The sequence below is a fragment of the Flavobacterium endoglycinae genome (assembly GCF_017352115.1).
Classification (GTDB): Bacteria; Bacteroidota; Bacteroidia; order Flavobacteriales; family Flavobacteriaceae; genus Flavobacterium; species Flavobacterium endoglycinae.
Window position 1 is genome coordinate 5,287,045 of record NZ_CP071448.1, and the last position, 20,423, is coordinate 5,307,467.

General features: G+C 31.7%; 21 protein-coding genes. 6 read left to right on the forward strand and 15 right to left on the reverse strand.

Going from position 1 to position 20,423, the window contains the following annotated elements; all coding sequences use genetic code 11:
- Positions 1-24: 24 nt before the first annotated feature.
- From J0383_RS22690 to J0383_RS22715, 6 genes are all read right to left on the reverse strand, one after another.
- Positions 25-495, reverse strand: coding sequence for a nuclear transport factor 2 family protein (locus tag J0383_RS22690; RefSeq protein WP_207296228.1), 471 nt, complete (start codon positions 493-495; stop codon positions 25-27).
- 102 nt (positions 496-597) lie between these two features.
- A complete protein-coding gene (locus J0383_RS22695) occupies positions 598-1,068 on the reverse strand; it encodes a hypothetical protein (RefSeq protein WP_207296229.1) in 471 nt (156 codons plus the stop codon).
- A gap of 24 nt (positions 1,069-1,092) precedes the next feature.
- Complete coding sequence (locus tag J0383_RS22700; RefSeq protein WP_207296230.1) at positions 1,093-1,611, reverse strand: hypothetical protein; 519 nt, start codon at positions 1,609-1,611, stop codon at positions 1,093-1,095.
- Positions 1,612-1,619: 8 nt separating this feature from the next.
- On the reverse strand, positions 1,620-2,096 hold the full coding sequence (locus tag J0383_RS22705; protein WP_207298751.1) for a hypothetical protein: 477 nt from the start codon (positions 2,094-2,096) through the stop codon (positions 1,620-1,622).
- A 6-nt stretch (positions 2,097-2,102) separates the two neighbouring features.
- A complete protein-coding gene (locus tag J0383_RS22710; RefSeq protein WP_207296231.1) occupies positions 2,103-2,780 on the reverse strand; it encodes a peptidoglycan DD-metalloendopeptidase family protein in 678 nt (225 codons plus the stop codon).
- Between the two features lie 12 nt (positions 2,781-2,792).
- Positions 2,793-3,458, reverse strand: a complete 666-nt coding sequence (locus J0383_RS22715; protein WP_207296232.1) for a spermidine synthase — start codon at positions 3,456-3,458, stop codon at positions 2,793-2,795.
- 67 nt (positions 3,459-3,525) lie between these two features.
- Here J0383_RS22715 and J0383_RS22720 point away from each other — a divergent pair, with 67 nt between their 5' ends.
- The gene (locus tag J0383_RS22720) at positions 3,526-4,077 is read left to right on the forward strand and encodes a 1-acyl-sn-glycerol-3-phosphate acyltransferase (protein WP_207296233.1); all 552 of its coding nucleotides are present in this window, start codon (positions 3,526-3,528) and stop codon (positions 4,075-4,077) included.
- Between the two features lie 85 nt (positions 4,078-4,162).
- Here the strand turns inward: J0383_RS22720 and J0383_RS22725 are convergent, their stop codons facing one another.
- Positions 4,163-4,609: a helix-turn-helix domain-containing protein gene (locus J0383_RS22725; RefSeq protein WP_207296234.1), complete on the reverse strand. Its 447-nt coding sequence runs from the start codon at positions 4,607-4,609 to the stop codon at positions 4,163-4,165.
- A 312-nt stretch (positions 4,610-4,921) separates the two neighbouring features.
- Here J0383_RS22725 and J0383_RS22730 point away from each other — a divergent pair, with 312 nt between their 5' ends.
- The 4 genes from J0383_RS22730 (at position 4,922) to J0383_RS22745 (ending at position 9,862) form a co-directional block, all read left to right on the forward strand.
- Positions 4,922-6,076, forward strand: coding sequence for a M14 family metallopeptidase (locus J0383_RS22730; protein ID WP_207296235.1), 1,155 nt, complete (start codon positions 4,922-4,924; stop codon positions 6,074-6,076).
- A 77-nt stretch (positions 6,077-6,153) separates the two neighbouring features.
- Positions 6,154-6,633 (forward strand): Lrp/AsnC family transcriptional regulator, encoded by a 480-nt coding sequence (locus tag J0383_RS22735; RefSeq protein ID WP_008468989.1) that lies wholly within the window; start codon positions 6,154-6,156, stop codon positions 6,631-6,633.
- A 97-nt stretch (positions 6,634-6,730) separates the two neighbouring features.
- The gene (locus tag J0383_RS22740) at positions 6,731-9,316 is read left to right on the forward strand and encodes a phosphoenolpyruvate carboxylase (protein ID WP_207296236.1); all 2,586 of its coding nucleotides are present in this window, start codon (positions 6,731-6,733) and stop codon (positions 9,314-9,316) included.
- A 30-nt stretch (positions 9,317-9,346) separates the two neighbouring features.
- Positions 9,347-9,862: a DinB family protein gene (locus J0383_RS22745; RefSeq protein WP_207296237.1), complete on the forward strand. Its 516-nt coding sequence runs from the start codon at positions 9,347-9,349 to the stop codon at positions 9,860-9,862.
- A 177-nt stretch (positions 9,863-10,039) separates the two neighbouring features.
- Here the strand turns inward: J0383_RS22745 and recQ are convergent, their stop codons facing one another.
- From recQ to J0383_RS22785, 8 genes are all read right to left on the reverse strand, one after another.
- Complete coding sequence (gene recQ, locus J0383_RS22750; protein WP_207296238.1) at positions 10,040-12,154, reverse strand: DNA helicase RecQ; 2,115 nt, start codon at positions 12,152-12,154, stop codon at positions 10,040-10,042.
- 150 nt (positions 12,155-12,304) lie between these two features.
- Positions 12,305-12,715 (reverse strand): DNA primase, encoded by a 411-nt coding sequence (locus tag J0383_RS22755; protein ID WP_207296239.1) that lies wholly within the window; start codon positions 12,713-12,715, stop codon positions 12,305-12,307.
- 9 nt (positions 12,716-12,724) lie between these two features.
- The gene (locus tag J0383_RS22760; RefSeq protein ID WP_207296240.1) at positions 12,725-13,693 is read right to left on the reverse strand and encodes a deoxyhypusine synthase family protein; all 969 of its coding nucleotides are present in this window, start codon (positions 13,691-13,693) and stop codon (positions 12,725-12,727) included.
- Positions 13,694-13,802: 109 nt separating this feature from the next.
- Positions 13,803-15,206: a type III PLP-dependent enzyme domain-containing protein gene (locus J0383_RS22765; RefSeq protein WP_207296241.1), complete on the reverse strand. Its 1,404-nt coding sequence runs from the start codon at positions 15,204-15,206 to the stop codon at positions 13,803-13,805.
- A gap of 62 nt (positions 15,207-15,268) precedes the next feature.
- Positions 15,269-15,448: a hypothetical protein gene (locus J0383_RS22770; RefSeq protein WP_207296242.1), complete on the reverse strand. Its 180-nt coding sequence runs from the start codon at positions 15,446-15,448 to the stop codon at positions 15,269-15,271.
- Positions 15,449-15,505: 57 nt separating this feature from the next.
- Complete coding sequence (gene aroB / locus J0383_RS22775; RefSeq protein WP_207296243.1) at positions 15,506-16,573, reverse strand: 3-dehydroquinate synthase; 1,068 nt, start codon at positions 16,571-16,573, stop codon at positions 15,506-15,508.
- Positions 16,574-16,719: 146 nt separating this feature from the next.
- On the reverse strand, positions 16,720-18,558 hold the full coding sequence (locus J0383_RS22780; RefSeq protein ID WP_207296244.1) for an O-antigen ligase family protein: 1,839 nt from the start codon (positions 18,556-18,558) through the stop codon (positions 16,720-16,722).
- Positions 18,559-18,835: 277 nt separating this feature from the next.
- Positions 18,836-19,012: a hypothetical protein gene (locus J0383_RS22785; protein ID WP_207296245.1), complete on the reverse strand. Its 177-nt coding sequence runs from the start codon at positions 19,010-19,012 to the stop codon at positions 18,836-18,838.
- 173 nt (positions 19,013-19,185) lie between these two features.
- On the opposite strand from J0383_RS22785, the gene J0383_RS22790 reads away from it, so the two are divergent.
- On the forward strand, positions 19,186-20,355 hold the full coding sequence (locus tag J0383_RS22790) for a proline dehydrogenase family protein (protein WP_207296246.1): 1,170 nt from the start codon (positions 19,186-19,188) through the stop codon (positions 20,353-20,355).
- Positions 20,356-20,423 lie beyond the last annotated feature (68 nt).

A 20,423-nucleotide genomic window follows, 5' to 3' on the forward strand; every position in this document is an offset into this window, starting at 1 on the left:
GGTTTATTTTTTATTGGAAAAAATCTATTTTGCTTCTTGGTATTTTTTAAGGGAAAGTAATGCCTGTTCTTGAATTTTTTTGTGGAAAAATCCTGTCCATCCCAGTAAATATCCCATTGGTCCAAAGGCTTGTTTTGACCATTTCCACACATCAAAGCTATCTGTATGTTTGATAATTAAGCCATCTTGAAATACAAATTCGGCTCCGATTTTATTAATTACTTTTCGATTGGTTTTACTAAAATTATAAGTCGCCACCCACTTTGCAGAACCTGTAAAATCATCTGCTTTTACATCAAAGAATTCAATTTTAATGTTTCCTTTACTCTTTAATAAAAGCATTTCCCACATCTTGCTCACTTGTTCTTCTTTTAAAAGACCAAATGCCGGATCGATAAAATGAATTTTTGGGTGATAACATTCTGCCATCGTTTTGGCATCAGAATTAGCAAAGGCGGTATAGAACTTTGTAATTAAAGCTTCGTTAGGATTCATGGTAAATTTGTAATTAGGCTATAAATATAAGTTTTATTTTATGAAAAAGTCTATTCATTAAAACTAAATTATTTATAATTCATTCTATTTTTTGTCCTCAATTTAAGAGATGCTTGGATCAGCAGCAAACCAAGTATATGAATCTTCTTTTTTTAAATCTTTTAATTTAAGCCATGCAATTCCAAAAACAATATTATCTAATAGTTCTTTGTCTGTAATATCAACTTGTAATCCCGTATTTAAATATTTTACATAAAGCCCCTTTATTTCATCCTCAGTACCAATGCTAATTTTTAAATTATCTTTATACCAACTTTTAAGTGCAAGTCTTTCGCCAGATTCTACTGTGCTTTCACTAAATATTGTGGAGTCATCGAATTTACATTCAATAGAAATTGGAATTTGAGAACCATCAATATAGACTGTTATTCTATATCTATCATCAACAATAAAAATGGGTTTATTTTTTAAACCTAAAACTTCGTTCTCCAGCTTTTCGATAGAATAATTTAAAGCAATTCCATTTGTATATAAATAAATTTTACCAAAAGGAGTTGTAAGTCCAGTATTCATTTTACTAAATATATACTAACTTATTTATAAAACACTAATTTCTTTAGCAGTATCGAAACTCTTTTTGGACTGGTCGTAAACCGTTGAAAAATAGTTCTTTTTGTTGTGCGCTGTAAAATAACCCGTCTGACTGCTGAAAGTATCCGAACCTCCTTTTAGAATAAAACGAACAGCATAAATATCTGTTTTTTTAAGTTTAGCAAATTCAGCAGGAGTAAAATAGTAAAAAGCTGAAGTTTTGCCATCGGCACTTTCTTTTACATTTTTGTCAACGCAGGCAATTACGTCTGCGTTGGCTAAGTCTACATAAAGTCCACCTAAAATTTTTACTTGATCATTTGCAGTGGCAACAGTTATTTTTAAAATACCTCCTTTATCAGTTTTGGCAATCTGGATCTCGGCTTCACCAGTATACGCATATTTTTCGCAGACGAAAGTGTAAGGCTGTGTGGCAGAGAATGACTGACCTTTAACGTTCATTTTTTCTTGAGCATTAGCAAAAAAAGAAATAAACACAACTAAAAGAAGCATTTTTATATTCATAAGTAATTTTATTGTTCGGTTATTTTTGAATCAAATTTTTCGTCCCAGTCCATTGATTTGATGGCAGATATTAAATTGTCTTCATTTACAAATACTCTCAATTCTTTGTTGGCTACTTTTTTAGTATACAAAGCATGGTAACGGTAAATGACTTCTTGTTTGGTTTTGTAAACGCCGTCTAATTTTAAATCTATAAAGCTTCCGTAGTATTGTCTAAATCTCGTACAGGTTTTAGTCAATCGTTCTTCAGTTGTATTTTCTCTAACAGACTGAGTCACTTCGGTTTCATTAAAAGGTTTAAATTTAGAGGTATTACAGGTTTCTAAAACTCTTTTTCCTAATTCGTAGGCTTTTCGCTGTTGCTCTGAATTAATTTCTGAATTGGAAACTTTTTTAATTTTTAAATCATCTGTATCTCTGCTGATGTTTTTTGATTTACATCCAATTAATAATAGCAAACATATAATCAATCCCGCTTTCTTCATAATCATTTAAGTTATTTTTAATAATAAGTTAGGGTTGGGACAATTTTCTATATAAAAATTCAGATCGTTTGTATTGCAGACACCTGGGTAATCACCCCATTTATCCTGTAAATTTTTTATGATTTGGAAATGGACATGAGGTGCGTAATCTCCATTAACGGCTGAATTTCCTAAAGACGCAATTTTTTCGCCTTTTTTAAATGTAGTCCCAACAGTTAAGTTTTCTATACTTTCTAACGATAAATGTCCGTATAAAGTATAAAAAGTTTCATTTTCAATTTCGTGTTCCAAAATTATGGTCGGACCGTAATCGCCAAATCCGGCATTATTTTGAAAGCTGTGTACTTTTCCGTCAAGCGGACTTAAAACGGCAGTTCCTTCTTTTGCCCATAAATCAAGTCCAATATGAATATTTCTTTCTGGAACCGAATCATTCTTAAAAATTGTGCTTCTCTTATATAAATTTCTTCCCTCTATATAACCGCCATACGCTACTTCAGCATTATTGACTTCCATATAATTAAAAATAAAACGCTCAAATTCTGCAGAAGTTTCTGGTTTGCTTTCTACCAATTCGTGATTGGTAATAGATAAATCAAGCGGAATATATTTTGAAAGATCAATTGAAGTGTCAATAATTTGGGAAGGTGGTAAGGCTTTTAAAATAGAAACAAGGGATTTCATAGAATGTAAGGTTTAAGCAACTTTTTCAATAATTATTAATTCATTGTGTACTTCAATTCGCGGAAGCATTTTTGAAGTATACAATTTAGGATTTATTTCGGATATGTATTTTCGGTTTCTAATATTGTGCGCTTCATCCAAAATCATGGTATTAAACAACACAAAACCACCAGATTTTAAATGAAAGCAAACACGATCGCTAAAAAAATTCTCGAACAAGAAATTCGGCATATTGATGTCTTCAAAAATATCAATAATAATTAAATCATATTTATCCTTTGTTTTTAAAACAAATTCAAAAGCATCATCAATAACAATTTCAAGCTGTTCAATCTGGTTTAAGTTAAAATATTCATTGGCAACCTGAATCATATCGGGATCTATTTCAACTCCAGTAATTTTACCTTTATAGTGTATCTCATCGATCAAAGTCTTGACAACACTTCCGCCGGCAACTCCCAAAAGCAGAATATGCTCCATCTCTAGAATTTTATCGTAACCAATATTTCTGAGTCCGTATCGTAATATGCGTTGTAAGCTTCCGTATGAATAATTTGTATTTTCAGTATCTAAAACTAATTCACCATTTGTCCATGTAACTTCGATAACTTTGCTTCTTGCTGATTTCTTTTTGAATATTTTTATAGGTATAAGATAACTTAACAGTTTCTGAATCATTTTTGTAATGCTTTTACTCAAAAATACCATTTTAAATGGTTTATTTTGCATCAAATTCTAATTTTTAATGAAGAAACAATTATACAAGTTCATCTTTTATAAGCTAATGGGCTGGAAAATAGTGGGATTGGAAAATGCTGAAGTAAAAAAATGTATCCTAATGGTAATGCCGCATACCAGCAACCATGATTTTTATATTGGACTTTTTACTCGAGGTATCTCCGGATTGCAGATGAACTGGGTAGGAAAGAAGGAATTGTTTCGTTTTCCGTTTGGATATTATTTTAGAAATGTAGGCGGAGAACCACTTGATCGTACCGGCGGATTAAATAAAGTCGATTCTATAGCAGCGATTTTTGATCGAAAAGAAGTTTTTAGACTGGCTGTTGCTCCCGAAGGAACTAGAAAAGGTGTGACAGAAATTAAAACTGGTTTTTATTATATCGCACTTAAAGCGAATGTTCCTATTGTTCCAGTTGCTTTTGATTGGGGCAAAAAAGAAGTAAACTTAGGAAAGCCATTTTATCCAACAGGAAATTATAATGCCGATTGGGAAATTTTAAAACAACATTATAAAGGAGTTTTAGGAAAAATACCTGCGAATGGGTTAGTGGTTTAATTTTTTTCGATATTTTTTCAAATCCGTGAGAATCGCTTAAACCAAAATAATTTTTAAAAATTTTCAAATACGCGAAATTTTAAATTTATGGTACATATGCCTTAAAAGTTCCGTTTTTGTAGAAAATTACAATTTTTTCTATTTCGTCTTCTTCAAAACTAATATTGGTTCTTTTTACTTCGTCGGTTTTTTTAATAACTGGCTTTTCAATTTCATAATCCAATTGAGAAAATAAATTGGTGTCTCCAAAATTTTCATTTGAAGAAATAGGAGAGACAACTTTTTCAGTTTCTTTAATGTCATCTGTTTTAGGAAAATTCCCTTTACCATTTAGAATCCAATATAAATCAACATCCGGAAAAACTTCCATTATTTTCATAACAAAATCAAGACTTGGTTTATTTCTTCCAGAGAGCAGGTGAGACATACTTGATCTTTGCACGCCAATTTTATCAGCAAAAGAAGAAGCATTTAGTCCATAATAATCGAGTATAATTTCCAGTCTTTTTACAAAATCATCGATGTTTACCATTGTAAATAATATTAGGCATTTGACTTGTTTACAAATGTAATTAAAAAGATTCGATAATGCAATTTTACAGTTGTAAATCGATGAAAACTTGTATAAACTACCTAATAATTACTTTAATTAAGTAGTGTTAACTATTTGAAATAGTTATATTTAGTTTTAAATACTTAAAGTGATAACAATTGTTAACTGTTTTTCTTTTAAAAGTTTAAAATGAGTCTTAAAGAGTGTTTACATTTCTAAATTTCTTCGATTTTTAAATGTTTACAATTGTAAAAATAAAGATGTTTACTTTTGTAAACTAATCAAAACACAATGAATTTAGAAGAATTATTCAGCCAAAACAAAGAGCAGTCCATCGGAGGACGTTACTTAACTTTAGACCACATTCAGCCTTTATTAGATAAATTAAATACAGACAATCAAGTTAGTATTATTGGTAAATCGGTTTTAGGCGAACCTATATATAGTTATCAAATTGGTACCGGAAAAACTCGTATTTATTTATGGTCGCAAATGCACGGAAATGAAAGTACCACTACCAAAGCACTTTTTGATTTTATTAATGTTCTAAATAATAAATCCGATTTTGCAGAAAAAATGCTTGCTGCATTTACTTTTTATTGCATTCCAATCTTGAATCCAGATGGTGCTAGGCTTTATACACGCGAAAATGCTAATAAAGTAGATCTAAACCGCGATTCTCAAAACCTAACACAACCTGAAAGTAATGTCTTAAGAGAAGTTTTCGAAACTTTTAAACCTGATTTTTGTTTCAACCTGCACGATCAGCGTACTATTTTTGGCGCTGGTGATACAGGAGAACCGGCCACTGTTTCTTTTTTGGCACCATCTTATAATGAAGAAAGAGAAGTAAATGAAAACCGTCAGAAAGCTATCAATTTAATTGCAGGAATCAACGATGTACTGCAGGAATTTATTCCAGGACAAGTGGGACGATTTGATGATTCATTTAATATAAACTGTATAGGAGATACTTTTCAGTTTTTGGGAGTGCCTACTATCTTATTTGAAGCCGGTCATTATCCAAACGATTACGAGAGGGAAATCACAAGAAAATACATATTTTTCTCACTAATTTCAAGCTTTAAACTCATAAACGAAAACGATTTAGTTGTCAATAGAATTTTTGATTATTTGAATATTTCACAAAATAAAGTGGTTTTTTATGATTTTATGTATAAAAATATCAAAATAAATTATGATGGTATCGAAATTATTACGAATTTTGTCGCTCAATACAAAGAAGAATTGATTGAAAATAAGATTCATTTTAATGCTTATATAGTAGAAGCAGGTGAATTGGAAAATTATTTTGGTCATTACGAATATGACGGGCAGGGAGCTGTTTATTCTGATGATTATTCTAATATTCCGAAATTGAACCAAAAAGCAGATTTTTATTTAAATAAAAATATTAAATTTGTTAACGGCTTGATAAAAAGTTAATTTTTGTGTGAATTTGTTGTTTTTTATATATATTTTTATACTTTGTAATAGCAATTAGTAATATTAATTAAAGAATTATGAGTAAATTTCGTTTAGATGAAGTAGATCACCAGATTTTAGACATGTTAATAGACAATACGAGAGTTCCGTTTACTGACATTGCAAAAAAATTATTGATTTCTGCTGGTACAGTACACGTTAGAGTAAAAAAGATGGAGGATGCCGGTATAATAATGGGATCTTCATTAGCCTTAGACTACGATAAATTAGGATATTCATTTATTGCATACGTTGGGGTTTTTCTTAATAATACATCTCAAACTAAATTTGTATTAGAGCGAATCAATCAAATTCCGTTCGTAACAGTTGCGTCGGTTACTACAGGTAAATTCAATATTTTTTGCAAAATTAGAGCAAAAGATACTAAGCACGCAAAAGAAGTTATTTTCATGATTGATGATATCGATGGTGTTTACAGAACAGAAACTATGATCTCATTAGAGGAAAGTATTAACGATAAGAAGCGTTTGATGCATACTATTTTCAAAAATATGTAAAAACTCCTCTTGAATGCTATATTAAAATATAACCTCAAGTTTTTCTTGGGGTTTTTTTATGACTAATTAACCAACCACACAACTATAATACGAATTTATGTACACGCTGCCCAAAATTGAGCGTTTTAATCGAGACGTTCTCTCTAAATATCACATTTACAATAGTGTGTTTATTACCTTACCTTTCGATTCTATAGATAATACAGGAGTTTTACTGCCTTTATTTACAGAAACTTGCGAAACAGGATTTAAAAAACAAGAAACACCAAAGGAAATTTTTGATTTTTTCTCTAATAAGTTCCTTAACAATGCTTCAGAAACTGAAAAGATCGATTTAATGTTTCGATTTATTCAATATATCGAACGTCAAATTGTATTATTTGATGCGATTGAAGATGCTGCCTTTCCAGAAGTAAACAATATGGAAGGACGCGGATCTTTGCGTGACATTAAAGAAAAATCAGATGCCAAAGAAAAAGACGATGAATTGGTTGATTTTCTTGAAAACTTCAATGTTCGTACAGTCTTAACAGCGCACCCAACTCAGTTTTACCCAGGTCCAGTATTGGGAATTATAAATGATTTGACAGAAGCTATTCGCCAAAACGATTTATTACAGATTAAGCAATTACTGGCGCAGTTAGGAAAAACACCTTTCATTCAGAAAGAAAAACCAAATCCTTACGATGAAGCGGTAAGTTTGATCTGGTTCTTAGAAAACGTATTTTATGCTACGGCTGGAGAAATTGTACATTATCTGCAAAAAAATATTCTGGAAGGAAATGCTATCCAGAACCAATTAATCAAATTAGGATTCTGGCCGGGAGGTGACCGTGACGGAAATCCTTTCGTTACAACTGATATTACACTTAAAGTAGCAGATCGCTTAAGAACTTCTATTTTAAAGTGTTATTATGTTGAAATGAGAAATCTGAAAAGGAAGTTAACTTTCTCAGATGTAGATACTTTGGTGTCTGATCTTGAACATAAACTTTACCGTTCTGTTTTCTATTCTAAAGGTGAAATTTTCATCACTTTGGAGGAATTATTGACGCAGTTAAATAAAATTAGAGACATTATCATAGAGAAACATCAGTCATTATATTTAGATGAACTGGAAGCTCTTTTGGTAAAAATCAATTTATTTGGATTCCATTTTGCTACATTAGATATTCGTCAGAATAGTAAAATACACAATGTTGTATTTAAAGATGTAGTGAATTATTATTTGAATTCAGGTTCTGATGTATTTCCGAAAAATTATTATGATTTAACTGAAGATGAAAAAATCGTTGTTTTATCTAAAGTGAAAGGAAATCTAAATCCTGCTGATTTTGAAAATGAAATTACAAGATCGACTTTAGAATCTGTTCAAGCGATTAAAACCATCCAAAAAAATAATGGAGAAGAAGGAGCAAACCGTTACATCATCAGTAACAACGAAAGTGCGCTGAATGTAATGGAAACTTTTGCGATGATTCGTCTGAACAATTGGGATACGCCTTCTGTAGATATTATTCCGCTTTTTGAATCGGTTGATGATTTACAAAATGCTCATCAAATCATGGAGCAGCTATACACTAATCCTGAGTATTCTAAGCATTTACAGTCAAGAGGAAATGAGCAGACCATTATGCTTGGTTTTTCTGACGGAACAAAAGATGGTGGTTATTTAATGGCCAACTGGAGTATTTATCAGGCTAAAATTTCGTTGACGGAAATTTCACGAAAATACGGCATTAAAGCTATTTTCTTTGACGGACGCGGCGGACCTCCTGCTCGTGGTGGAGGAAAAACGCATAAATTCTACGCTTCCTTAGGACCAAAAATTGAAAATAAAGAAATTCAAATAACTGTTCAAGGACAAACTATTAGTTCAAATTTTGGAACTTTAGATTCTTGTCGTTATAATATCGAAAACTTATTGAGTGCCGGTGTTACCAATAAGGTTTTCAGCAAAGAGAAAAACGAGCTGACTGCAGAAGAAACAGAAATTTTAACTCAATTGGCTAATTTAGGATATGATAAATATTTAAGTTTCAAAAATCATCCGAAATTTATTCCTTACTTGGAAAAAATGAGTACGTTGAAATATTATTCAAAAACTAATATTGGAAGCCGTCCATCAAAAAGAAGTAAATCTGAAGGACTTGATTTTGCTGATCTAAGAGCAATTCCATTCGTGGGTTCTTGGAGTCAGTTAAAACAAAATGTACCTGGTTTCTTTGGAGTAGGTTCTGCTTTAAAACATTTTGAAGAAACCGGACAATGGGATAAAGTTAGTGATTTATACCATAATTCATTATTCTTTAAAACGTTATTGGAAAACAGTATGATGTCTTTGGCAAAATCATTTTTACCATTAACCGCTTATATGAGTAAAGATCCTGAATTTGGTGAATTCTGGCAGATTATTTACGATGAATTTTCAGAAACAAAGCGTTTACTGTTGAAAATCGCTGGACATAAAACTCTAATGGAGAATTATCCTGATGGTATAGCGTCGATCCAGATAAGAGAACGTATCGTATTGCCGTTGTTGACCATACAGCAATATGCTCTTTTAAGAATTAACGAATTGAATAAAGAAAATTCACCAAACGAAGAACTTATTAAAGTATACGAAAAAATCGTAACAAGATCATTGTTTGGAAATACAAATGCTAGTAGAAACTCAGCTTAAGCTCAAATTTTAAACTTAATTTTTAAATAAATGAATGCAAGTCAGTTATTAGAAAATGAATATTCAGGTCATTTTGGTACTTACATCAAAGAAGCTGGAGATGGAAATCTTTTTGAAGAATTAGAGATTTCTCTTCATGAATTCATCCGATTTGTTCAAGATATTCCCATGGATAAATTTGATTATCGTTATGCTGAAGGGAAATGGACAATCAAAGATATTATTCAGCATGTGATCGATACTGAGCGTATTTTTGCCTATCGTGCATTGCGTTTTTCGAGAAACGATAAAACGCCTTTGCCTAGTTTTGAAGAATCTGATTATGCAGATAATACAAATTCTAATGGTAGAAGCATTCAGGATTTACTAACTGAACTTTCAGCCGTAAGACATTCAAATTTATTATTTTATAAATGTTTATCTGAAGAACAACTTAAAAGAATAGGAACTGCATCTGGCAATCCCATTTCTGCCCGTGCTTTAGGATTTGTTATAATTGGACATCAAAAGCATCACCAGAAAATTTTTAAAGAAAGATATTTATAAAAATATGTATATAACAAAAAAGCTGTACCTTAAAAAGTACAGCTTTTTGCTTTTAAGAACTTGGTTTCGACTTTGCTTAGCCTGACAATAGTTTTTCAGCAATTAATATATTTGGTTGAGCGAAGTCAAAGCTACTTTTTTATTAGTGATTCTGTAAAATTACCTTGGCGTATTTTTTTATGTCATTTGATATTGTTTCTCAATATAAGCCAGTCCAAACCTTATTTTATCGTAAGACATTTTTTCTTCAAAATAATCAAAATATGGCTTTAATGCATTTGGATTTTCAAGCTCGATCTGAGCTTTCTGAATTTCTTTAATTTCATTTTCAGAAACAAACTGGCTCAAATCTAAATCGTGCCCATCAACATATAGTTTGGCTAAATGTGAAACTATAGTACTTTGACCTAAACTTCTTCTTTCGGCAATTTCTTCGATTGAAATACCACTTTCAAATAATTCGAGTGTTTTTTTGTATGTACTGTCTTTTTTCTCTTTTTTGGCAACTGATTTATTTCTGTGGAATTCTACAATAGCATTGATGAATTCTGAGCCATATTTTTCCAGTTTGGCTTTACCAACACCTTCAACAGCAAGAAAATCTTCGTCAGTCATAGGTCTTAATATTTCCATCTGTCTTAACGAAGCATCACTAAAAATCACATAAGCCGGAACTTCTTCTTCCTGCGCAATTTCGTAACGTAATTTTCGAAGTGTTTCAAACAGAGAATTTTTAGCTGCTTTTGCTTTTTCTTGTTTGATTTCGTTCTTATCAATTACTTTCTTAACAACCGTAGTTAGCTTAACTTTTTCATTCTCAAATAAAACTTTTTTGGCAAAAGGCGTAAGCAGAATTTTATTGTGTTGGTGAAAAGCAATTTCGCAATATCCTAAATTTATTAACTGAATTAGATATTGGTTCCAGTCGTACCATGAAATGTCTGCGCCTATTCCATACGTTTTTAGCGTTTGATAATTTTTTTCGTAGATATACGCGTTTCTCGAACCTCTTAAAAAATCAACAATAACGGGCAGAGGTTCAGATTCTTTTAATCGAGCAATTGCTGAAAGCGCTTTTTGTGCTAAAATCGTTCCATCAAAAAATACAGGCGGATTTTTACAAATATCACAGTTGCCGCAATTTTCAGTTACTAATTCGCCAAAATAAGACAATAGAATTTTTCTTCTACAGCTTAAAGCATCGGCGTATTGTTTCATTCTTTCGAGTTTTGCTAGCTGCACATCGGCATTCAGTCCATCTGAAGCAAATTTCTGAAGCTGAATTACATCTGCATAACTTTCAAATAGAACAGTTTCTGCTGGTAGTCCGTCACGTCCGGCACGGCCAATTTCTTGATAATAACCTTCAATATTTTTGGGCAGATTATAATGAATTACCCAGCGTACGTTTGATTTGTCGATTCCCATTCCAAAAGCGATCGTAGCACAAACAACTTGACAATCATCATTTATAAATTCATCCTGAGTCTTGGCGCGTGTCTCATTGTTAAGACCAGCATGATATGCTTTTGCTGAAATCCCATTTTTAGTGAGTTTTTCTGCAAGTTCTTCTGTCGTTTTTCTGCTTAAACAATAAATGATACCAGATTCGTTTGGTCTTTCTTCAATAAAATCTATAATTTGTTTTACGCGATCTAATGCAGGACGAACTTCAAGACTTAGATTTTTACGGTCAAATGAAGCGACTACTATTTTAGGATTTTTTAGATTAAGCTGTTTGGCAATATCTGAACGTGTTGCTTTGTCTGCTGTAGCCGTTAAAGCCAGCACTGGAGTAGAAGGGAAGCGGTTTTTTAAATATCCTAAATTAGTATAAGCAGGTCTAAAATCGTGTCCCCAAGATGAAATACAATGCGCTTCATCAACAGCAATCAAACTGATTGTGAGTTCGCTGAAAATATTATCGAGATACGATAAACTTTCGGGAGCAACATACACCAATTTAAATGTATTTGATTTTAAATTATCAATGTAATACTGCTGTTCTTCTGATGATTGACTGCTATTGATGTAACAGGCAGAAATTCCATTTGTTTTTAAACTGTCTACCTGATCTTTCATTAAAGCGATCAATGGAGAAATGACAATTGTAATTCCATGAAGTACAAGAGCAGGCAGTTGAAAACAAACTGATTTTCCGCCTCCGGTTGGCATGATTGCTAATGTATCTTTTCCGGATAAAATTGAAGAAATAATAGTTTCTTGATTAGGTCTGAATTTTTCAAACCCAAAATTCTCCTTTAATTTGGCACGTAAAGTTTCTGAAGTCATAGGCGGGTAAATGAATTTATAAGATAATATCAAAAATATTAAATTATAATAATTTTCCTATATTTTATAAAATAATTTTTAGAGCTAATGTTCACAAAAAAAAGGAACTCGACTGAGTTCCTTTTATTTATTTAAGAATAAAGATTGCAATTAATCTTCATCATCTTCGTCATCGTCGTCGTCAGATGATATATCATCTTTATCCTCGTCATCATCGTCATCTTCACCATCTAATTCTGGTTTATCTTGTCTGTCATCATCTTCATCATCGTCATCTGCGTCATCATCAAGATCAATACCTTTTACTGGTTCGATTGTATCAACATCAAGATCAATATCGTCATCTTCATCGTAATTTTCGATTCTGTCAGCAAGTTTGGTACTAATTTTTACTAAATAAATAGTGTCTTCAGTACGAACTTCAACAGCTTCTACTAATTCGTTTTTAGCGTTTCTAAAACGGATAACATCCGAATCGTCATAACCATCAGGAAATTTTTCAACCAAAAGGTTTAAAATTTCATTAGTCAGTTTGGCGTAGTCTACTATAATTCTTTTCATAAAAATATCCTATAAATCTAATAAATATGCAAATATTAACGGAGCAACAATTGTAGCATCCGATTCGATAATAAATTTAGGGGTATCGATATCTAATTTACCCCAGGTAATTTTTTCGTTAGGAACGGCTCCAGAATAAGATCCGTAACTAGTTGTAGAATCTGAAATCTGGCAGAAATAGCTCCAGAAAGGCACATCATGCATTTCCATATCTTGGTACAACATTGGTACCACGCAAATAGGGAAATCACCAGCGATACCTCCACCAATTTGGAAGAATCCTATTCCGTTTTCGCTGTTTTTTGTATACCAGTCAGCAAGGAAAGTCATGTATTCGATACCTGATTTCATTGTCGAAGCTTTCAAATCTCCTTTAATTACGTAAGAAGCAAAGATATTACCCATAGTACTATCTTCCCATCCTGGAACAATAATTGGAAGATTTTTTTCAGCTGCTGCATACATCCAGCTGTCTTTTAAATCAATTTCGTAATATTCTTCAAGTACTCCTGATAATAACATTTTGTACATGAATTCATGTGGAAAATAACGTTCTCCATTATCATCAGCATCTTTCCAGATTTTATAGATATGTTTTTGTAAACGTCTAAAAGCTTCATGCTCAGGAATACAAGTGTCTGTAACACGATTTAATCCTCTTTCAAGTAAAGCCCATTCGTCTTCTGGTGTCAAATCACGATAGTTAGGAACTCTTTCATAGTGGGAGTGAGCTACTAAATTCATGATATCTTCTTCTAGATTGGCTCCAGTACAAGAAATAATCTGCACTTTATCTTGTCTAATTACTTCCGCAAAAATTTTACCTATTTCTGCTGTACTCATTGCCCCAGCCATACTTACAAGCATTTTAGCGCCATTTGCTAATTGCTGCTCATATCCCTTAGCCGCATCAACAAGTGAAGCAGAATTAAAGTGTAAATAATGTTTTTGAATAAACTGACTGATTGGTCCTTTCATTTTGTTTTTTGTTTTTTTTTATTTTTTGAATTAAAAGTTTTGAACCTTTTAGGGTATATGCAAATTAATAATTTTATAGTAACGAAACTTTTAAATTTGCAGTTTTTTTTTACAATTTTTTCTTGTAGCCTAAAATTTTCAATACATCATCAGAAGTCTGTTGTTCTGAGAAAACCTCAGTTGCTAGAATTCCGTTCTCATCACGATCTATTAAAATATGTTTTGGCTGTGGAATCAAACAGTGGTGTAAACCGCCGTATCCGCCAATAGTTTCTTGATACGCACCAGTATTAAAGAAACCAATATATAGTGGCTTTTCTTTGTTGTATTTAGGCAGATAAATGGCGTTCATGTTTTGTTCTGAGTTGTAATAATCGTCACTATCACAAGTCAATCCTCCTAACAGAACCCGCTCGTAAGTATCATTCCAGCGGTTAATTGCCAGCATGATAAAACGTTTATTTATCGCCCATGTATCAGGCAAAGTAGTAATGAACGACGAATCGATCATATTCCATTTTTCTCTATCATTTTGTTGTTTTTGATACAAAATCTGATAGATTGCGCCACCGCTTTCGCCAACTGTAAATGAACCAAATTCCGTAAAAATATTTGGAACATCAACTTCGGCTTCGTCACAAGCTATTTTAATCTGATTGATAATTTCATCAATCATATATTGATAATCATATTCAAAAGCAAGCGAGTTTTTAATTGGGAAACCGCCTCCAATATTCAATCCGTCAAGCGTAGGGCATTCTTTTTTTAATGCAATGTATACTTTAATACATTTTACAAGCTCGTTCCAGTAATATGAAGTATCGTTTATTCCGGTATTGATGAAAAAGTGAAGCATTTTAAGCTCTAGTTTTTCATTTTCCTGAATTTGTTTTTTATAGAAAGAAACTATGTTTTTGTAACCAATACCAAGTCTTGAAGTATAAAACTCAAATTTAGGTTCTTCTTCGGCTGCAATTCTAATTCCGATTTTGAATTTTCCTTTAATTTCAGCCTGAAGCAAATCAAGTTCTTCGTAATTATCAATAATCGGAATAGTATTTTTATGTCCGTTATTAATTAATCGCGCAATATTGTTGATGTATTCGTCTCTTTTGAAACCATTGCAGATTACATAGGTGCTTTTGTTGATTTTACCATTTTCAAGTAAATTCTCTACAATATTAACATCAAAAGCAGATGAAGTCTCGATGTGAATGTTATTCTTGAAAGCTTCATTCATAATATATTCAAAATGAGAGCTTTTTGTACAATAGCAATAGTAATATTTTGCATCATACTTGTTTTTTTCCATTGACTTTCTGAACCAAGCTTTGGCTTTATTGATATTTTCAGAGATCTGAGGAAGGTAAGTAAATTTTAAAGGTGTGCCGTATTGTTCTACCAGTTTCATCAAATCGATGTTGTGGAACAATAGATTGTCTTTATTTAATTTAAACTCTTCTTGTGGAAAATAGTATGTTTGGTTTATTAGATCAGAATATTTTGTATTCATTTAGTTTTCAATATTTTAATTTGTTATTTAAATTTAGTAAAAATCTGTGCTAAATCTTAAATTCAAACTCTAATATTGGCAAATACAATCTGCAGTTTTTCGTGTTCGGCTTTTGAGCATTGAAAAACATCGAAACAAAACGGACTTTTACTATTGTAAAAACGGTTCAACATTCTTAGTAAAGAACTATTGAGTCTGTTTCTATAAGCATTGAAATGTCTTTGTTTTTTGTTCGTTTTCATCGAGGCAAATGTAAAAAATAATATATACCTAAAGCAATGCTTTTGATTAAAAAAAAATTAAGATTTATAATCTTCAAACGCTTCCAGAATCAATTTATTTTCAACAGATTGGTTAATTTTTATCTTTCCGATTCCTTCAATTAATGCAAATTGAATCATACCGTATTCATTTTTTTTGTCATGAATAAGCAATTCAAGAATAGGTTCGATATCATTTTCTTCAAAAACAATATCATCATAAATACCTTTAATAATGGTTTTTATTTCACGGTACTCTTCTGCTGTAATTAGATTTTTCTGCAATGAAATATAACTTTCTAAAATCATCCCGGCAGCAATTGCTTCTCCGTGAAGCAGAGTAGTTTTTTCTTCACTTTCTAAAAAGTATCCTTCTATGGCATGTCCTAAAGTATGCCCGAAATTTAAGGCTTTGCGAATATTTTTCTCTGTTGGGTCCTGAATCACGATTTCATTTTTAATTTCAACAGAACGATAAATTAATTGGTCTAATTCGTCAAATACAATAGATTTTAGATCAGAGAATTGTCTCCAGTATGGCGCATCGTAAATCAAACCATGTTTTAGCATTTCTGCCAAACCAGAACGCATTTCAGTTTGTGGTAAAGTTTCTAGGTACTGAGTATCAACCAACACCATCTGCGGCACGTTAATTACGCCAATCTGGTTTTTAAGATTTCCAAGATCAACTCCTGTTTTTCCGCCTACAGAAGCATCGACCATAGACAATAGGGTAGTTGGAATATTGATAAAATCGACACCTCTTTTAAAGGTAGAAGCAGCAAAACCTCCTAAGTCAGTAACAACACCACCTCCAAGATTTATGACTAACGATTTTCTGTCAGCACCAAGTTCAGTAAGTACTTTCCAGATTTCGATACAAGTTTCGATGTTTTTATTGGCTTCACCAGCTTCAAACTCGATAATTTCGATATTCAAATCGGTTTCAATAATAGGGAGAAGTTTAGGAAGACAATACTCGTTGGTTTGATCGTCTACAATTATAAATATATTAGAGTATTTATTTTCTCTTAGATGTTTATTTAAAGCTTCGTAAGCATTGTGGTTAAAATGCACGAAATAGTTATTAGCTTGAATAGACTGCATAATTTTTTAGTTAATTTAAAACCGCAAAATAAGGCATTTTTGAATTAATAATCCCTAAAACGAATCTATTATTGCATAAAAAACTTTGGAAAAAAAAGGATCTGAAAAAAGTATTACTTTATCAGATCCTTTACTATTTAGATAGACTATTTACAATTTTGTATTATTTGTGGTTTAGCATCGGGAAAGTTTTTAGAATTTGAGATTTCAAAATATTTACAGGCATTTACCTTATCATTTAATTTTAAATAACAGTTTGCTATAAAAAATTCTGTACGGCCTGAATTAAACTGTCTGTTTTTTAATGCATTTAAGAAATAACTCAAGGATTGCTTGTAATCTCCTGCATTAAAGTAATAGAAAGCCAGATACTGCATTACATCAGCATTTGTTGGATCTGCTTTGAGCGCTTTATTATAATATTCTAATGCTTTTACTTTGTTTTTTGCATTTAAAAAAGACTGGGCTTTTCCTATATAATCAACAGTTGCAATCTTGTTTTTTTCTTTTAGCAGTATAGTATCATTAGGAAATTGTTTTATTCCTTTATCTATAAACTGAAGCAGATTTTTATCATTATAATTTGCATTTTTAAGTTCATCAGCAGCCAATTTCCAAGCTTGCGGAATATTTCGATATTGTATAAAAGTTTTATGTTCTTTTAGGATTTCTGCTGTGTCTTTTTTAGCTCGTGCAAACTGAATTGACATCGTGTAAAAATTAATATTTCGCGGACGCATATAAAAAGCTTGTTTGCCATATACATATGCGCTGTCAATATTTCCTTTTTTGTTAGCAACGAGCATTTTGTAGAAAAAAATCCTTCCGAAATACGGATTTATTTTATCAGCTTTTGAAAGGTATTTTAAAGCCTGATCCAGTTTGTCTTCATTATAATAATAAATACCAGCATATTCATAAAATGATTCCGCTGTGGTAAGTGTATTTTTATATTTGGGAATCCTTTTTATGACTTCATCTCCTGTAAGTACAGTATTTTTATAGCCCGCTGCATTATCTTTCTTGATTAAAAATTCCAATTTTGAGGCTTTATATCCTAAAAATGCAAAGTATATCGTTCCTGCACTAATTAATGTAATCAACCAATAAAAGTTATTTTTAACCAATTTTGTATCTGGTTCATTTGAAGAACTTTCATTTATTATAGTAAAAATTATAATAAGACATAAGAAAATCATCATTGTAGCCCTAAACATCGGGAAGTTTAAAAGGGCATCCATTCCATACACTACCGTTACCATTAAAGTCAGCATAGCAAGAGACTGAATCTCAATTTGATCTGATTTGAAAAACCTTTTGGCATTAATAAGTACAATCAATATAAACAATGAAATATAAATCAAGCCATTGACAAAGCCCGTTTCGGCCATTATTTCTAAAAAATCATTGTGCGAATGCAACGAAATAGCAGAATCGTTATTTTGTGTTTTTTCAAACGGAATAGATTCTACTTTGTAATTTCCCAGTCCAAGGCCCAATAATGGTTTTGTTTTGGCTAAATCAAATGTATTTTTCCAGGTAACTAAACGGGCATTTGTAGCGGCATCTTTTGTATTAATCTGCTCAAGCCTTCCTGTTATTGAAGTATAACGACTATTGTTTTCTACCTTTTTTAATATAGAACTGCTTATCGCTATGGTCACTAGTATTGGAACAATTAAAATAACTGTTTTTAAAACAGTGGCTTTGCTGAATGAATTGATTTTAAAATTGTAGATAATAAAAAGTATATAAACTAAGGTAGTACTTATAATAGCCGTTCTTGCGGCTGTTAAAAGAATGGTTGTTGTAACCAGAAGAAGTGTAATAAATATAAAGATTCTTCTTTTTTGTAAATAATGCGTAAAACCCAACAATAAAAACGGAATTTTAATTGTTAAACTTGCCGCCAGAATATTAATGTTTCCTGTACTTAGCGATAATTCGGAAAGAGCAACTGACAGGGAAACTTTATCAAAGTTCATTTTAAAATGATAAAGTTCTAACGCTGACTGTAGAAATGCAGCAATGCATATAATGAAAACAATCTTTGGAATAAGATGGAGCCTATTTTTTAACAAAATAGTAAAATTGATTAAAATGCAGAATCCGATAATAAGTTCTATGATTTTTTCAAGTACTAATGTCGTATTTACAGCTGTAATAAATGATAACGCACAGAAAAGTAAAAAAGTAGTAAAGAGCCAGAAAACATATGATTTTTTGAATGACTTTATAACCTCTGAGCTTATAAATTTTGCTTTAAACGTCAAGTATATAGCCATAAATGAAATTCAGTCCTGCTAAATACAGAAATTGATTATAAATAATATCTTCACTTTCAGCATGTGGTAAAAAATCAATAAGAAAGAGTGCTACAACAAATATGATGACTATATTATCAGAAATACTTTCGAGACTTTTGTTACTACTTTTCATACGTAAATCGATTATAATTTTAATTTTTTGCAAAAATACACAAAAAATAAAGTAAAATCTTACTTTTTGAATTAAAATTTAATCGTCATTCAATTATCAAAACGAAAAAATAGTGAGGCCTTTAGTGAAGAATATTCAAAACAGTCTATATCTTTGCATAAAAACTAAACTTAATGGAAAAAATATTTGATAACACGCAAGTTGCATTTTCACTAAAAAGTGATACCGAACTAGACAGAGCTTATTTTCTTTTTAAGATGATTGACAGTGAGCCGCTAGTACGTATTGGAACTGCTGTAACTAATTTTGCAATTAAAGCACATCTTCCGGTAGAAGGATTAATTCGCGCTACTGTTTTCGATCACTTTTGTGGTGGTGTAAACGAGAATGACTGTCTTACTGTAGTAGACAAAATGTTTACAAAAGGAGTTTCATCTGTTTTGGATTATTCTGTTGAAGGAAAAGAAGAAGAAGCACAGTTTGATGCGGCATTGGAAATGACATTAAGAACAGTAGAATTTGCTAAAGAACGTCTTGCAATTCCGTTTGCGGTATTTAAACCAACTGGTTTAGGACGTTTTGAATTGTACGAGAAATTAGGAGAAAAACAAACTTTAACTCCAGCAGAACAAGCAGAATGGGATAGAGTAGTCGCTCGTTTTGATAAAATCTGCAGTGAAGCGCATAAAAAAGATGTTGCATTGTTAATTGATGGGGAAGAAAGCTGGATGCAAGATGCTGCTGATGATTTAGTTACAGATATGATGCGTAAGTACAATAAAGAAAAGGCAATTGTATTCAACACCTTACAAATGTACCGTTGGGATCGTTTAGAGTATTTAAAAGGTTTACATGAAGTAGCGAAAAATGAAGGTTTTTATATTGGAATGAAACTTGTTCGTGGCGCTTACATGGAAAAAGAAAACAAAAGAGCAGAAGAAAAAGGATATCCTACACCAATCTGTGCTTCTAAACAAGCTACAGATGATAATTACGATGCTGCTGTATTGTACATGATCGAACATTTAGATATGATGGCCATTTTTGCAGGTACGCATAACGAATTGAGTTCTTACAAGTTAATGGAATTAATGGCTCAAAAAGGAATTGCTAAAAACGATCACAGAATTTGGTTTGGACAATTATACGGAATGAGCGACAACATCAGCTACAACTTAGCTGAAAACGGTTATAACGTAGCAAAATACCTTCCGTTTGGACCTGTTAAAGATGTTATGCCATATTTAATTCGTCGTGCAGAAGAAAATACTTCAGTAGCCGGACAAACAAGCCGTGAATTATCAATGATTAAAGCTGAACGTAACAGAAGAAAAGGGAAATAAATTTTAGTTTTCAGTTTTCTGTCTCAGTTTACAGATATAAAAAAAGCTTCAATGAAAATTGAAGCTTT